The organism is Jiulongibacter sp. NS-SX5, from assembly GCF_052828545.1.
The window spans coordinates 46,887-62,411 of record NZ_CM128248.1 but is presented as its reverse complement, the minus strand read 5'-3'; the positions used below and the strand labels follow the sequence as shown (position 1 = coordinate 62,411).

Genomic DNA, 15,525 nt, shown 5'->3' with positions numbered 1-15,525 from the left:
ACAAAACTAGGATAAAAGTATGTATATCAGCACAGTAAGTGCTATCAAAATTGCTCCATAAAATTTCACACCTGTCCATTCAGGTGTTTTGTCTTTGACAATATCCACGACCACCTTTTCAGTAGGCCATATCGCCGAAACAACGAGCATCACTATGAAATTGAGCACCAGCTCAATGCCCCAGATATGTACAAAGTGAATGTCTACCTCAAACACAAAAGAGGCTAACACGTAAAACAGAAGCCCAAACAGTAAGCCCGCCTTAGCTCCATTGGCATTAATTCTTTTGACAAAAAGCCCGGCAAACATGATAGAGGCAATAGGAATAAAGAAGATTCCATTCAGTTTTTGCAGAAGCTGATAAAGCCCATCCGGAGCCCCAGCCACTAAGGGAGCAGATACCATTGCAAAAACTGCCAGTATCAAAGCCACCCACTTTCCGACCCTCACCATTTTTTTCTGGTCAGCACCCTTGGCGAAGAATGGCTTATACAAATCCATGCAGAAGATAGTACTAGCTGAATTCAGGACACTGTTAAATGTACTCAAAACAGCCCCTAAGATCACCGCAGCAAAAAAACCGGTAAGTCCGGCAGGCAAAACTCTTTTGACCAACACCGGAAAGATCATATCCGGATTATCAAAAAATTGATCACCATATAAATGAAAAGCCACCAAGCCAGGCAGGACTATAATGATTGGGATGAAAAGCTTCAACACCCCGGTATAAATCAAGCCTTTCTGTGCCTCCACCAGATTTTTTGCCCCAAAGGCACGCTGAATAATGGACTGGTTCATTCCCCAGAAATAGAGCTGATTGATCATCAAACCCGTAAAAAGCGTGGAGAAAGGTAAAACCGAATCGCGGGAGCCTATCATATTGAACTTCTCAGGGTTTGACGTATAAACCGTTTTCAGTCCTTCAATCACATTGGCATCTACTTCTTTTAAGGCTAGATAGGTAATTAGTAAACCACCAAGAAACAGCCCGATCCCGTTCAAAGTATCTGAGAACGCAACGGCTTTTAACCCGCCAAAAATGGCATACATAGAACCAATACCTCCAATAACCAGGACTGAGTACCAAAGACCTTCTGTTCTGCTGATTCCCAGCGAGGATGATAGATCAAAAATGCCTTCAATGTTTAATGCTCCGGTATACAAGACGATGGGAAGTATAGTGATCACAAATGAAATCATCAGGAAAACGGCCACCAGAGTTCTGGTCAATTTATCAAAACGATTCTCCAGATACTCGGGAATGGTAGTTAGCCCCATCCTAATGTATTTGGGAATAAAATAGATGGCGGCTATCACCAAAGCGACCGCAGAAGTAACCTCCCAGGCCATCACCAGAATACCATTTTTGTAGGCATTGCCATTCATACCTATGAGGTGCTCAGTAGAAATATTGGTCAGCAGCATAGAGCCTGCGATAATAGGCCCTGTCAGGCTTTTACCAGCCAGGAAATAACCTTTCTCAGAGGATAGGTTTTCACGTCTAAGCTTAAACCATACAAAAAGTATGACGGCCAATGTAAAGGCTAGAAAGCCAAGAATAGTTTGAATCATCTACATAGGGTTGTACAGCAATGTAGACAAGAATTCAGACAGTTCAATGCCTCTTAATAAGAGAACATAAAAAATAAGCAGAATACAATTAAAAACAGAAAAAGGCCGCCCATCGGCGACCTCTCTCCTATTTCTTCCAAAAATGTCTGATGAGCAGACCTATTAAAATGATAGTCATTTTAAAGTGTGAATTTTACTCCCATACCACCAGATAAGGTTCTGGATCTTACCGGCAATTCGAAAATCCCACTATCCAAAACTCTGCTGAAACCATGAATATATCTGGCCTCTGTAAATACTTTTACTTTCTCAGCCACAGGCAATTCAAAACCAACGGCTGCTACTCCACTTAATTCAATAGGTTTGTAAAAGTCTTTATTGATATTGGTAGTCACCGGGAATATATCCAAAACTCTGATTCTCATATCTGCATCTGCCAAATAACCAACAGATGGCCCTAGAGCAATATAATAGTGTGTAGCATTTTTATCACCGATGTGAAATTTAGCCAGCACCGGCATCTCAATATAATGCGATCTAAAATTCACTTTGCCGTTCACCGGAATATTAATTCCTAAAAACTCACCACCTACATCTATCCCCTCTCTTATGGCAAACCCTTTCTGTATATAGCCCAACTCTGGTTGAATAGAAAAATTAGAGGTCACAGGTATTTCTACAAACAAAGCACCGCTACCTGCCGGCATCAGCCTAAACTCCGGAGTGACGTTCTCAATTAAATCAAATTTGGTAAAAGTACCACTGGTGAAAGCTCCTCTGACACCTACTGAAGTCTGAGCAACAGCCCCAACAGAAACAAGGGCGAATACGAAGGCAAATAACTTTTTCATCTATTACTGGTTTATTTAAGTTTCTTATACTCCTTAGATGTGAAAAGTGCATTCCGGGTTTTCAGGTCAAATGTTAAGTCATCGTTAACAGGAATTAACTTCAGCAGACCTGTCAATGAATTATCCTTGTATATTTGCGGCTTAACTCCTTGATTTCGAGATGACCCATTCTGATAAACGAGCCTACTTTTTCAAAATCGACACGACAGTTAAAAGGGTTAGAAATTATATGCAAAAGCAGCTTAACGCAGCTGACATTGACATTACTGTAGATCAATGGGTTTTATTGGACCATATTTTCCCCAGTCCTGGCATCTCTCAGAATGATCTGGCTCAGGCTACCGCCAAAGATGCCCCTACCACCACACGTATTCTAGACATTTTGATCAAAAAAGGATTGGTAGAACGTAAAATGGCAAAGCTGGACCGCCGAAAATCAATGCTTTTTTTGACAGAAGAAGGTGTTGCTCTACATACCCGTACCTTCCCCATCATTGCTGAGGCACGTACTAAAGCCTGGGGTGGACTCTCAGATGACGATTTCGACGAACTAGTAAGAATCATGGATACCATCTACGGGAATTTGGAGATCGTCTAAGTAAGGTTTTGTACCTCAAAAAATTAGGAGAAAGGGTATAAAAGGATCATCCACTAGATCTTATCGCTGTCTTCTTTCAAACATCCATACGCTCACTTGCTCAATCCATAAAAATTCACGTTTTTCGGAGTTCATTTTTCAACCCTATACTCTATGCCATTAGTCATTGCCCTACTGGGTATCCTTGCACTCATACTGCTTATTGCGGTCATTAAACTAGACACCTTCCTTTCATTTGTTATTGTTTCCATCGGAATCGGGCTCGCCAGCGGTCTTGATGTCACAGAAATTGGTCAGGCCATTCAAGGTGGTGTAGGTGGTACCCTTGGTGACCTTACCCTTATTGTGGGCTTTGGGGCTATGCTGGGTAAAATGGTAGCAGAGAGTGGTGCAGCTCACAAAATCACTGATGCACTTATAGACATCATGGGTAAGAAAAATCTGCAATGGGGCTTAGCTCTGGCTGGTTTCGTAATCGGTATCCCGCTGTTTTATAACGCTGGTTTTATCATTGTGATTCCGCTGATTTTTGCTGTGGCTCAGGCCTCAGGTTATAATATGTTGTATGTGGGTATCCCGATGCTTTCTTCATTATCCGTAGCTCATGGTTACCTACCTCCTCACCCATCTCCTGCGGCCATAGCATCGCAGCTAAATGCAGATCTGGGTAAAACGCTCATTTACGGTTTGATCGTTTCTATTCCTGCCATCGCCATTGCAGGACCCATCTTTGGTAAAACACTCAAGAATTTCAAAGTTAATCCAGACCCAAAAGTTTTCGGATTTTCAGAAGTCGATAAAGAAAACCTTCCTGGTCTGGGCATTAGTCTACTGGTTGCCCTAATGCCGGTAATCTTACTTTCTGCTTTTTCTTTCATTAAAGGCCCATTCCCAGATAATCAGGTAGTCAAACTACTGGCTGAGCCTTATTTTGGGATGCTTCTTTCTGTTTTCTTTGCTGTTTATTTTCTGGGTATCAGAAGAGGAAGAAACCTGGAAGACGTTTCAAAATCATTGGCAGAGTCTTTCAAAGACATTTCAGTGATCTTATTGATTATTGCAGGTGCTGGTGCTTTGAAGCAAATCCTTTCGGCCAGTGGTACCTCCACGTATATCGGTGAGATGCTTCAAGGGGTCAATATCAATCCATTGATTCTGGGTTGGGCCACAGCTGCGTTTATACGAGTTTGTGTAGGCTCGGCTACAGTTTCTGGTCTTACTGCCGTAGGTATTCTGGCTCCACTTTTTGCTTCTCAACCTGATTTTCAGCCAGAGCTTATGGTACTGGCCATAGGTAGTGGAAGCCTGATCATGGGTCATATGAACGATGGCGGCTTCTGGCTCTTCAAAGAATACTTCAATCTCTCTATCAAAGACACCCTCCGCACCTGGACTGTAATGGAAACGCTTGTTTCTGTTATCGGATTGATTGGGGTTTTGGTATTGAGTTGGGTGGTGTAAGCCTGCCTAATTCAACCAAGAGTTCTGAGAATACTTTTGAGCAAAAATAAAGGTATCTCATGTAATTATTGGCAAGGTTTTTATTCGTACTTAGTTACCTTTTGATTGTTCAAACAGAACAACAAAATAGGCATCAGAACTATTTCAAACCACATAAAAACCAGCCGTAATGATTACATTTTTGGGTATTCTGGCACTCACCGCCGGTCTTTTAATTCTTTTAGCAACTAAAATAAAACGAGAAGAAGGTAGCTATCCTTGGTTAAATAAATTCAAAAGCACACACGGATCTATCTTGGCTATAGTAGGTATCGTTTTTCTACTTTTAAAATCACTATTTTTCTTTGCCGACAGAGGTTTTAACTATCTCTTAGTTTCACCAACAGGACATATGAGTGCTGTCATGGAGCAAGGCATAAAATGGAGAGGTTTTGCCAAAATTGATAAATGGCAAAAGTTTATTGATGTTAAAGTTATCGGTGAAGGTATTGAAGTTGATAAAGAAGAGGTAGAAGGTATCATGAAACCTGTTCCTTTAAGATTCATCGATCAGGTAACAGCAGCAGGTTATGTTTCTACTCGTTTTGAATTGCCGCGTGATGAAGAAAGCTTTATCAATCTTGCTGTCAAGTTCAGGACAATGAGTAATCTGGTAAATAACACGATCGTACCAACAGTAAAAGAACAGCTCGTAAATACGGCATATATGTTTGCTGCACAAGATTATATCTCAGGTGAAGCTCAAAATTTCAGGCAAGCTTTTGAGGAACAACTTAAGGGAGGAGCATACGCCGTAGAAAAAATAGAAACCAGAGATACGGTTTACGCTGATATTCAAGCACCAGAAAGAATCATCAAAGAAGTTCAAACTTCGTATGAAGTAAATAAGGTTTTGGAAAATGGTATTCCCAAAAGAATAAAACATGAACTGAGTGAGAATCATATTATTGTGTCGCAAGTGATTGTAGACAATATTGAGCTTGAATCAACCTTTAAACAACGACTTGAGGCTCAAAGAGATGAATCTGCAAAACGTCAACTGGAACAGCAAAAAGTGGAGACCGCTAAAGATGCTCAGCAAAGAATCATTGCAGAAGGGGAACGCGATAAAGCTGCCGAACGAGTAGCTCAAGAAAAAGAGCAAGTGAAAGCTTTAATTGCAATTGAGACCAAACTAAAGCAAGAAGAAACCAATCGAAAGCTGGCTGCACTGGCACTCGAAACTGAGAAGCTCAATGCTCAAAAAAAGAAAGTGACAGCAGATGCGGAGGCCTACGAAATAGCAAGAAAGGTTAATGCTGGTATTACTCCTGAAGTTAAACTTCAAATGGAAATGGACAGGGATATAAAAGTTGCTGCTGAAATAGCAAAAATGAAGTTCCCGGAAACCATGTTTATGGGAGGCTCGAATGGAGGAACTACCCCCATTGAAAGTCTAATTGGAGCTGCAATGGCAAAACAACTACAGGAGCCTAAATCAAAGAAGTAAGTTTTAAACCAAATACTAAAAAGCGACCTAATGGTCGCTTTTTTTGTAAGGTCAAACTTAGTTCTCAAATTTAATTCTTGTTTTGATTAAGATATCTCTAATGCAAACCCTCTTAAATCAACTCCTCCCCTACACCAGCCTTTCTAAAGACGAAAGTGATTATTTGCAGAAGTGTATTCAAAAAAAGGTCTATAAAAAACATGAGATAATATTCTCTGCGGGTCAGGTTTCAAAAGAAATCTACTTTGTCACAAAAGGCTGTGTACGGCTATTCTATCTTGTAGATGGCCAGGATAAAACAGCCTTTTTCTATACCGAAGGGCAGTTTATATGTGCTGGTGAGAGTTATACTTTTGGTACGCCAGCCGTTGAGAATTATGAGGCTCTGGAAAACACTGAACTATATTCTTTTTCTAAAGAGCAGATAGATCGACTACTCCATTTCTCTCCAAAATTTGAACTCATAGCCCGTATAGCCACCGAAAACGAGCTTATCTGTAGTCAGAAAATCATTGCCTCCTTTGTGACTAAATCTGCCGAACAACGGTACCTCGATTTACTTGAAACACAAGGAGAACTACTTCAAAGAGTACCACAACAGTATATTGCTACTTATCTCGGCGTTTCTCCGGAAACATTGAGTAGAATTAAACAGCGGGTATTTCAAAAAAATCGTTCTTGACGTTCGTCAATTTAATTGCAAATCGTCTATTCTACTTTTGAAGAAATAAAACAAAAGATGATGAGGATATTAGTAGCAGGAGCCACAGGATATTTAGGACGGTTTATGATCAAAGAGCTACAGGAAAAAGGTTACACGATCAGAGTACTAATTAGAAGTAAAAATCAAATCAAGCTATTTGAAAAGTCAGTAGAGGTTTTTATAGGAGATATTACTAAACCTGAAAGCATAAAAGGAGTTTGTGAATCTGTAGATTGGGTGTTTTCTTCAGTGGGTATCACTCGTCAAAAAGACGGTCTGACGTATATGGATGTTGATTTTCAGGGAAATGCCAACCTCCTAAATGAGGCTATTCAGGCAAAGGCTAAACGTTTTCAATACATTTCTGCTATCAATGGTGACAAGCTCAGAGAACTTAAAATCTTTCAAGCCAAGGAAGCATTTGTAGACTTATTAAAGCAAAGCTCTATTGAACACTCGATAATTAGGCCTAATGGTTTTTTCTCAGACATGAAAGACTTTCTGGAAATGGCAAAGAGTGGGAGAATCTACCTTTTTGGAAAAGGCGACCTGAAACTTAATCCGATTCACGGCGAAGACTTAGCCCGCTTTTGCAGAGAACAATTAGAGAAAGGAACTAAGGAGGTTTCTATAGGTGGTCCTGAGATTTTCACACAAAAAGAACTGGGAGAATTGGCTCTAAAGGTTTTAGGTAAGCCTATCAAAATCACCTTTCTTCCAGATTGGACTCGTAAAGCAGTCATCTGGCTGAGCAGAACATTTACATCTTCTAAAACCTACGGGCCAATAGAATTCTTCCTTACAGCCATGTCAATAGATAATATAGCACCGCCTTACGGTAGGAACAAGTTGAACGATTTTTTCATGGAAACGATAAGATCAAATTCTAAATAGACAATACCGCTTTCTAAACTTGATTAATTAGGATTTATCGCCAATCTTTAATTATAAATGGAAAGAGATAACAATAAAATCACACGAAACTACATCCCAAAAACACATCTGTTTGGCGGTATTTTGGTCGTAATCATTTTTGTTTACACCGGCCAATACATGAAGCATGACTATAACGGACTACAGGATGTAGGTCCTATGAACCGGGCTCTGTTTAGAGCAGGGCATTTGTATATCCTGCTGTTCGGACTAATCAACGCCGCCTTGGGTTCTCATCTAAAGCTGTCTTCTAATACATATATCAAACCAATTCAGCTAATAGGTTCTGCCGCAATATTCTTATCTACCTTTTCTGTGATCTACGCTTTTTTCCTGGAGCTCCCTTCAGAAAGTATTGATAGACCACTTACCAAATACAGCCTGTTTCTGGTCTTATTTGGTGTTTCTGTGCACGGCCTGATAAGTCTGGTTCCGCAAGAGTAGCTCGTCAATAAAGATTAGTACGTTCGTCGTCTGCTATGCGTGCGTCTAATTCTTTGATGAAGATGTCAGATTTGCTATGCTCTACTAAAATCTGACCTAAAGAGGGTAGGTCTGATAGCTTTTTACGCTCTGCAGATTCCCATAATCCTGATCTAATGACGCACTTAGCACAGTGAATAAAGGCTTCTTTTACAGTTACTATGATGGCAAAAGCGGGAGTTTTGCCCTTACATTCTAATAATTGTAACACCTCTGGGTCCTGAACTATCTGGGCAGTGCCGTTCACTCTTAAGGTTTCCCTTACGCCCGGGATCAAAAAGAGAAGACCCACATTTGGGTTTTGAAGAATATTGGTGAATGTATCGGCTTTTCTATTCCCTGGTCTATCAGGTATGGCAAGTGTTTGAGAATCTAAAATTTTAACAAAACCGGCCGGATCACCCTTGGGAGAGACATCCATTTGCCCTTGGGCATCAGCAGTGGCGATGGTGAGGAAACTGGCATTCTCAATAAATTTTTGACAATGCTCATCTATAAAAGAGATGGTCTTTTGCAGTACCAGCTCTTCAGCATGCCCCAGCGTTTTGCGTAACTCTTCTTCACTTTTAATGACCTGTTTAAATTTCATTTCAATAGTTGTTTAGTTAATCGAAACTAATTATTAAATGTCATATTGACAATTAAAAGATATAGAAGACGAAAAATGATTTTACCAAAAAATGCTCTGTAATACGTTTCCCTTATTTAGAATAATTTTAAATGTGTCATTTTTACACATATTAATTCCATAAGTGTCAAATTGACACTACCTTTGGAATGTACAATTAAATAACCGTGAAATGAAACACCTATTAAACAACTCGAGAGCTATTCTATTAGCTATTCTTTCAGTTTTTACTCTAACTGCTTATGCTCAGGATGGCACTATTTACCCATTAGAGAATCCAGATGAGCCTAATGCCATTTTATTGGGCACAGGCGGAGTTGAGGATCAGCCTGCTTCTGAAAGCTGGTTTAGACAATGGGGTGACCCTATGGCCAGAAACATTACCACTGCTACCCTCACTCCTTTTTTACCAGACCCACAGAAAGCAAACGGAGCGGCCGTTATAGTTGCCCCCGGCGGTGGTTACAGATGGCTTTCATTAGGAAATGAAGGCTGGGAGGTAGCTCAGGCATTGGCAGATCAGGGAATAGCTGCTTTTGTACTAAAATACAGACTCCACCCTACTCCGGAAAAACTAGCCGATTTCTCAGACTGGATGAACAGACCCAGAACTCCAAACCCAGCAGAGGAGGAGAAAGACAAAACTTCACCAAGAGGTGCTTTTCAATTAGACCTTTCAAATCAACTAGAAGATGCTGAGGCTGCATATGCCATGATCTTAGAAAACGCCGATAAATGGGGAGTTGATACAGATAGAATAGGTATGATTGGTTTCTCTGCCGGAGCAGGCCTCACTATGCATTCTACCCTGAACTCAAAAACCATGAAACTGGCATTTATAGGACCTATTTACGGTGGTATGGGGCCAGTAACTGTTCCTGAGAACTCCCCGCCAATGTTCAGTGCTATAGCCTCAGATGATTTTCTTTTCAGGGGTCAGTTTGGAGTTATTGAATCATGGTTTAAGGCAGGTATTCCGGTAGAATTCCACCTATATCAGAATGGCGGTCATGGCTTTGGTTTGGGAAATCCAAACAGAACCAGCAATAAGTGGTTCGGTGCATTTATGCATTGGCTAGATGTAAACGATTTTTTAAAAAGTGAATAATCAAATGAGCCTCCCCCCTACTAAACTGACATAACAGCCTAAAAAAGCCACTCTTGCTTAGGGTGGCTTTTTCTTGAATAACTTTTATAGACCTCGTCTCAAAACTAATCTGACTCCTTTTTGTTATTATTGAGATTGAAATAGCTTTTACTTTACCAGATTTATGATTTCTGAAATTATCACCAAAATATTCTTTCTTATAGCGGTTATTGACCCCTTCGGCACTGTGCCGGTGTATTTGGAGGCGACGAAGCAACTAAAGGAAAGTCATAAGAAAAAAGTGGCCATCAGGGCTTCTGCCATAGCCTTTCTCATTTTACTTTTCTTCATTGTGGTAGGGCAGCTCATATTAGAGGGAATGAATGTGACGCTTGATGCCTTTCAAATTTCCGGAGGGGTTATACTGTTTCTATTCGCCCTGACAATGATTTTTGGCGAAAGCAAGCCCGAATCTGAAAAGCTGATGATCTCTGATTACAAACATGTGACTATATTCCCTGTAGCCATTCCGTCCATCGCCTCTCCCGGAGCTATTATGGCTGTGGTACTTCTTACAGACAATCATTTATACACTATTTACCAGCAGGCCATCACCACAGTTTTGGTAGCCGTAGTTGTTAGCTTAACTATGTTAGTTCTTCTTACCGCTAACGTAGTGCAGCGAAGAATAGGAGAATACGGAATAACAGTCATCAGTAAAATCATGGGTTTAATCCTTGCTGCTTATGCTATTCAAAGTATTCTGAGCGGTCTTAGAGATTTTTTCACAGTACTCAATTAATGTTAGGATTCTCCTACCTTTGACCGCATAGCAACATTGAGGATGAAAAAATATTTAATCACAGATTTTGAAGACCTATTAGACCTTGGCAAAACCTGTATGGTTACCGACAAGATTACCGTGGAAGGAATGCAAGTGGGTTTTATGTACCGTGAGCAGCCCGATGACGAAAACGACTCTGGCTGGAGATATATGTCAGGAACAGAAGATGAAGATTACATGTCTGATCCAGGCAACTACATGATTTGTGATATCAATGTGGTAGCCAATTATGATAAGGCCATAATTCCAATGGTCAAGAAGCCAATTGGTTCTGAATGGGAAAGAGCTGAGGGCCAGGACTATTTCAGAAGACTTAGAGATTAATCAGTCTGATATATTCCTTCATTTAATAGTCCTTCTTTCAATATGAAGAATGATTCAATCTGAAGAGGGACATCTGACTTAAACTCAGTTTGGGCATCAAAGGTCAATGATTTCACACTAACCCCATTCATTTTTAAATCGACCAGTGCTTCATTGACGGGTGCTACAGTCATGTCCATGTTAAATAGATTGGCCATTCCGTTATTTTCTATCAAAACAGTATAACCTGTAGGAGATGCACCTAAAAGATTGAATTCTCCGCCATAACCTATCATAAAGGTACCATTGTCATGTACATGGCATACAGGTAAGCTTGTACTACTTACCTCCTCTCCCATATTGAGCCTAACATCTCTCAAATTCAAGCGACCGCTATTTTTTACTTCAACCGTCTTTTTGACCTCCACAGTCTGCAGCGAATCATATAATTCCTGATCAGTAAAGAATGTCAATCTTCCTTCATCTACCGAAAGTTTTTCAAGCTTTAATTTATCATGTAAACTTATCACCAACTCTAATTGCTCCGTACCCGCAGAAGCTTCATCTATTATTAGAGTTTTTGCCTGAGTTTCGGCAAATACAAAAAGTGTATCCTCTTCTTCTATTGGTGCCAATTGATCAATAAACAAAGAATCAGCATCTGAAATATCACTTACTGAATTGGTAGGGCAGCCAAGGGGGATATTTGACCAGTTTTGGGTTTCTGAAAAAGAACCTTGCTTTCCAATCCAAAATAGTTTTGAGGAATACGTATCCGGCTCAAAACTAATATCTGTATTTCCACCTCCATCAATTGCATTAGGTGAGTGAACCTTATAGTCACCTACATAGGTGGTATTAAGAAACTCTAAGCCACCTTTAACACAAAGCGGTCCATCAGACTTCAATTCAAGAGGATTTAGACCTGCTTTATTTAAGAGAGGAGAAAGACTTGGATTATCCGGAGCCAAAATGACCTTGTTAACTTGAAGTTCATCCTTTATATCTAAGGCTGCTCCATCTCCAAAAATCAAAGAGTCTACAGTTAAGGTTTGGGGTAAGCCGACAAATCTCACTTCACCGGAACCGAGGAGCTCTAATGTTTCAGCACCAAAATCACTGTTAAAAAACACATTGACAGTATTGAGCAACTTTAATCTTTTAACAAAACAGTCAACACACTCAAAGTTTTGAGCAGTAAAGCTGGCATTATCAGCATAAACTGTGTTTGGTGATAACGAGTATTTAAGTCGAATACCACTATGAGATTCCACCAGGCTAGTGCCAAAGTTTAAGACACTTTTGTAACTGGTAGAGGCTCCTATGCTACCAACTTCTATTGCCTTCCCTTTAGAATCAAAAGAACCTCCATTGAAAACAAGAGGACCGTCAAGACTCAAATCACCGGTCAAGTCATAATCTGAATATTCTCCATATAAATAAATGAATGGGGTAAAATCATTTTTTTGGATATTCACATTTCCATCCCCTGCCAGACGCAGTTGGTAGGCACCAAGAATCTGATCAATTTGAAATTCGCCATCACTAGCAATTTCGAAATCCCCAAAAATTTCAGGTTTATACCTCATTCCTGAATACCCCAATGGAACCGTCAATTTTATAATTACCTGATGATTATTCTCCGGCCAGTTGAAATCATTGACCAGGATTTTCTCAGAGTATTCCATATCAACAGTCTGGCCGGTTGAAGAAAAAGAGTTGTTTGTGAAAAATACATTATCCACCGGTCCTGGTATGCATGCATCAGAATTCAGATAATTTTTGGAATCGAGACTCCAATGAGATACATCATTCCAGTCACCTGCCCCCCCTAACCAATAAAAGTCTTTTGCAACCGCCTTACTCGTTAAGTTCCAGCCTGGATTTTGCCCTGCCACACCTCCATTACTAATATTAAAGGAAGCTGAACCCTCTGTATGGATATGACTTACAAATGCATTTTGAATATTCAAAGCTCCACCATTCTTATAGAAAGAATAACGGTTTAATCCAGTGTTCCCGAAGTACACCAAATCATTACAGCTATTGGCCGCAGGCGTTATTATTGTGTTTAAAATAATCAGAGAGTCGGAATTAGTAATTTGGCTACTTTGAAACATCACTTTACTACCCTCTTCTTCCACTATGAGCCTATCTACGGTAAATCTACCCTCAATTATAGACTCTAATGGACTAAGAATTCTGAGATCATTAACTATGACATCAAAAAACTTTATATGCTCTTTGTTTAAAGAAGCATTATCGATTACAAATTCTGAGAGCTCTATATTCCCTATGTTTATGCCTGTTGCTTCAAATTTATTTGCCCTGATATAATTCAATCCTTGAATATCCACTGTCCCAGCGTCTTGAAACTTAGAGAAAAAGGTACCCGGAGAGGTGGAACTGTTAGACGAACAGATGATTTGTGAATTATCGAGATAAAGGTTTTTTTCTTCTCCGGTTAGGGGGCCATAGACTGTACTACCCAGAAAAAAATTACCACAGTTTACTTCTAAATTTTCACCAGTTAAGGTGCCTGCAAAAAATGAAATCTGTCTGGATGCCAAAAGATTAGATTTTAGATTCACTACTCCACCAGGTTCTGCCATTTTTACAATTTCTAAATCTTGCCCACTGGTAATTAACAGATGCTCACCAGTTGACTTGAATTCCCAATAGGTAGTTTGGCTGTTGAGATAGGTAATTACCGCTGCTGGGTCCAATTCCAATGAACCATAAACGTTCATGTACACAAAAGAACTATTACTCCCTGTAAAATTGACAGTACTTTCCATGACATTAAAGTCTTTGACATCATAAGTTCCACCAGAAATAGTAACAGTAGCTACTCCTCTATACCCAATAAAAACATTATCTGTAGAACCCGGAATGGCGTTTAGCTTATTCCCATTAATATCAAACCAGCTACCGGCATCATTGAAATTTCCGCTTATGCCCTCCCAATAAAAATCTACGGCAGACACAAAATGAGAAACTAACAAAAGAAAAAGGAGAGTAGAGTAAAATCGCATTTAAATGGGTTAGTGAGCCAAAAGTATGCTATTGCAGTAAACGGAAATACTGTTTACTGAGTGTTTTATTTTACGGCTACCCATACCTGTATTAAAAGAGAACTACCCGCATTTCGTCTACCATATCCTGCTATAATTCGAATACACGGATTGCATAAATCAACTTTTTGGTAGTTTTACAGGATTCAATCTAATTTTTAAATATCCTATGAAAAAACAACCCTTAGGTCTTTTAGGCCTCCTTTTCGCTTTTGCCCTCATTTTTACAGCCTGTAGCAATTCAGAAACAACCGAAACTGCAGAAGAGTCTGACTACAATTTATCTCTGGCTCAATGGTCTCTTCACAATAGCTTTTTCGGCGAAGTTTTAAAGAGTGGCAACTGGGGAGAATTTGGCCGTCTGCTCATGGAAGCTCCAGACTCTTTACTGCAAGGCGAGATACATCCTGATGATTTCCCTTCTATTGCTAAAGGTTACGGCTTTAATACCATAGAACTTGTAAATACTTTCTATTTCAGTAAGGCAAATGATATGGAATACTGGGCAGACTTTAAAGCTAGCTGTGAAGAAGCTGGTGTAGATGTAGGCTTGATCATGTGTGATGCTTTAGGTAACCTTGGCGACGCTGACTCAGTAGCCAGAATGAAAACCGTAGAGAATCATTATCCATGGGTTGACATTGCCGCCTTTTTAGGTGCACATACCATTAGAGTTAACGCTGCGGGTGCCGGAACCGCCGAAGAAGTGGCAGCTCATGCAGCAGACGGGCTTTCTAAGCTTGCAGATTACGCCTCAGAAAAAGGTATTAACATCGTAGTAGAAAATCATGGTGGCTATAGTTCAAACGGCGAATGGCTTGCGGGTGTGATGGAAGCTGTAGGAAAAGAAAATGTGGGTACACTTCCTGACTTTGGTAACTTCTGTATTGAAAGAACAGCAGATGGCTGTGCTAATGAGTATGATATGTACAAAGGCATAGAAGAATTAATGCCATATGCCAAAGGTGTTTCTGCAAAAACCCATTCTTTTGATGCCGAAGGCAATGAAGCTGACAAGGACTACTTGCGTATTATGAAAATCGTGAAAGACGCCGGTTTCAAAGGAACCATCGGAGTAGAATATGAAGGCACAGAACTTTCTGAAGAGGAAGGAATAAAAGCTACCAAAGCACTGATAGAAAAGGTTATTGCTGAACTATAAGCCGAAATACTATTAGACTTATATTTGAGACCTGTTCATAAAAGAACAGGTCTCTTTTTTTAGTTGTTCTCGGTATTAAAATAGATCCTGAGATAGGAAGAAAAACATTTCATCATCTAATAACAAACTTTCATCACCAATAAGTAAAGTTTGATCAATTTAGAGGAAGCCCATATAGGTATCACAATTCGTGCTCAAATACCACTGAAAAATAATTAACTATCAAGCGGTGGTATCCTTCCAACGTTTTATCAAATATTCCACATATTGGAATCAATTATTTACTCAAATTTGACTGCATATTTTTCTTTAAGTACTGATTATGAGGATTTTATAA

General features: G+C 39.8%; 14 protein-coding genes. 10 read left to right on the top strand and 4 right to left on the bottom strand.

Annotation, left to right across the window (positions count from 1 at the left end):
• Positions 1-6: 6 nt before the first annotated feature.
• Together ACUXV0_RS00175 and ACUXV0_RS00170 are read right to left on the bottom strand one after the other, a co-directional pair.
• Entirely contained in the window at positions 7-1,572 is a 1,566-nt protein-coding gene (locus ACUXV0_RS00175) for a solute:sodium symporter family transporter (protein WP_446191030.1), read from the bottom strand.
• A 179-nt stretch (positions 1,573-1,751) separates the two neighbouring features.
• Positions 1,752-2,423, bottom strand: coding sequence for a porin family protein (locus ACUXV0_RS00170; RefSeq protein WP_446191029.1), 672 nt, complete (start codon positions 2,421-2,423; stop codon positions 1,752-1,754).
• A gap of 160 nt (positions 2,424-2,583) precedes the next feature.
• Here ACUXV0_RS00170 and ACUXV0_RS00165 point away from each other — a divergent pair, with 160 nt between their 5' ends.
• The 6 genes from ACUXV0_RS00165 (at position 2,584) to ACUXV0_RS00140 (ending at position 8,051) form a co-directional block, all read left to right on the top strand.
• Positions 2,584-3,021 carry a MarR family winged helix-turn-helix transcriptional regulator gene (locus ACUXV0_RS00165; protein ID WP_446191028.1) on the top strand — a complete coding sequence of 146 codons (438 nt, stop codon included), beginning with the start codon at positions 2,584-2,586 and terminating at the stop codon, positions 3,019-3,021.
• A gap of 153 nt (positions 3,022-3,174) precedes the next feature.
• Positions 3,175-4,482, top strand: coding sequence for a GntT/GntP/DsdX family permease (locus tag ACUXV0_RS00160; protein WP_446191027.1), 1,308 nt, complete (start codon positions 3,175-3,177; stop codon positions 4,480-4,482).
• Between the two features lie 169 nt (positions 4,483-4,651).
• On the top strand, positions 4,652-5,971 hold the full coding sequence (locus ACUXV0_RS00155; RefSeq protein WP_446191026.1) for a hypothetical protein: 1,320 nt from the start codon (positions 4,652-4,654) through the stop codon (positions 5,969-5,971).
• Between the two features lie 100 nt (positions 5,972-6,071).
• Positions 6,072-6,653, top strand: a complete 582-nt coding sequence (locus ACUXV0_RS00150; RefSeq protein ID WP_446191025.1) for a Crp/Fnr family transcriptional regulator — start codon at positions 6,072-6,074, stop codon at positions 6,651-6,653.
• Positions 6,654-6,710: 57 nt separating this feature from the next.
• Positions 6,711-7,568 carry an SDR family oxidoreductase gene (locus tag ACUXV0_RS00145; protein WP_446191024.1) on the top strand — a complete coding sequence of 286 codons (858 nt, stop codon included), beginning with the start codon at positions 6,711-6,713 and terminating at the stop codon, positions 7,566-7,568.
• Between the two features lie 57 nt (positions 7,569-7,625).
• Positions 7,626-8,051 (top strand): hypothetical protein, encoded by a 426-nt coding sequence (locus tag ACUXV0_RS00140; protein WP_446191023.1) that lies wholly within the window; start codon positions 7,626-7,628, stop codon positions 8,049-8,051.
• A 4-nt stretch (positions 8,052-8,055) separates the two neighbouring features.
• On the opposite strand, the gene ACUXV0_RS00135 is transcribed toward ACUXV0_RS00140, so the two are convergent.
• Complete coding sequence (locus ACUXV0_RS00135; protein WP_446191022.1) at positions 8,056-8,679, bottom strand: pyridoxamine 5'-phosphate oxidase family protein; 624 nt, start codon at positions 8,677-8,679, stop codon at positions 8,056-8,058.
• Between the two features lie 211 nt (positions 8,680-8,890).
• Between ACUXV0_RS00135 and ACUXV0_RS00130 the strand changes: the two genes are divergently transcribed.
• The 3 genes from ACUXV0_RS00130 (at position 8,891) to ACUXV0_RS00120 (ending at position 10,973) form a co-directional block, all read left to right on the top strand.
• The gene (locus ACUXV0_RS00130; RefSeq protein ID WP_446191021.1) at positions 8,891-9,826 is read left to right on the top strand and encodes an alpha/beta hydrolase; all 936 of its coding nucleotides are present in this window, start codon (positions 8,891-8,893) and stop codon (positions 9,824-9,826) included.
• 163 nt (positions 9,827-9,989) lie between these two features.
• The gene (locus ACUXV0_RS00125; protein ID WP_446191020.1) at positions 9,990-10,607 is read left to right on the top strand and encodes a MarC family protein; all 618 of its coding nucleotides are present in this window, start codon (positions 9,990-9,992) and stop codon (positions 10,605-10,607) included.
• A 42-nt stretch (positions 10,608-10,649) separates the two neighbouring features.
• Entirely contained in the window at positions 10,650-10,973 is a 324-nt protein-coding gene (locus ACUXV0_RS00120; protein ID WP_446191019.1) for a DUF2185 domain-containing protein, read from the top strand.
• Here the strand turns inward: ACUXV0_RS00120 and ACUXV0_RS00115 are convergent.
• Positions 10,970-13,987: a hypothetical protein gene (locus ACUXV0_RS00115; protein WP_446191018.1), complete on the bottom strand. Its 3,018-nt coding sequence runs from the start codon at positions 13,985-13,987 to the stop codon at positions 10,970-10,972. The genes ACUXV0_RS00120 and ACUXV0_RS00115 overlap by 4 nt on opposite strands.
• A 208-nt stretch (positions 13,988-14,195) precedes the next feature.
• Here ACUXV0_RS00115 and ACUXV0_RS00110 point away from each other — a divergent pair, with 208 nt between their 5' ends.
• A complete protein-coding gene (locus ACUXV0_RS00110) occupies positions 14,196-15,188 on the top strand; it encodes a sugar phosphate isomerase/epimerase family protein (RefSeq protein ID WP_446191017.1) in 993 nt (330 codons plus the stop codon).
• The last annotated feature ends 337 nt before the right edge of the window (positions 15,189-15,525 follow it).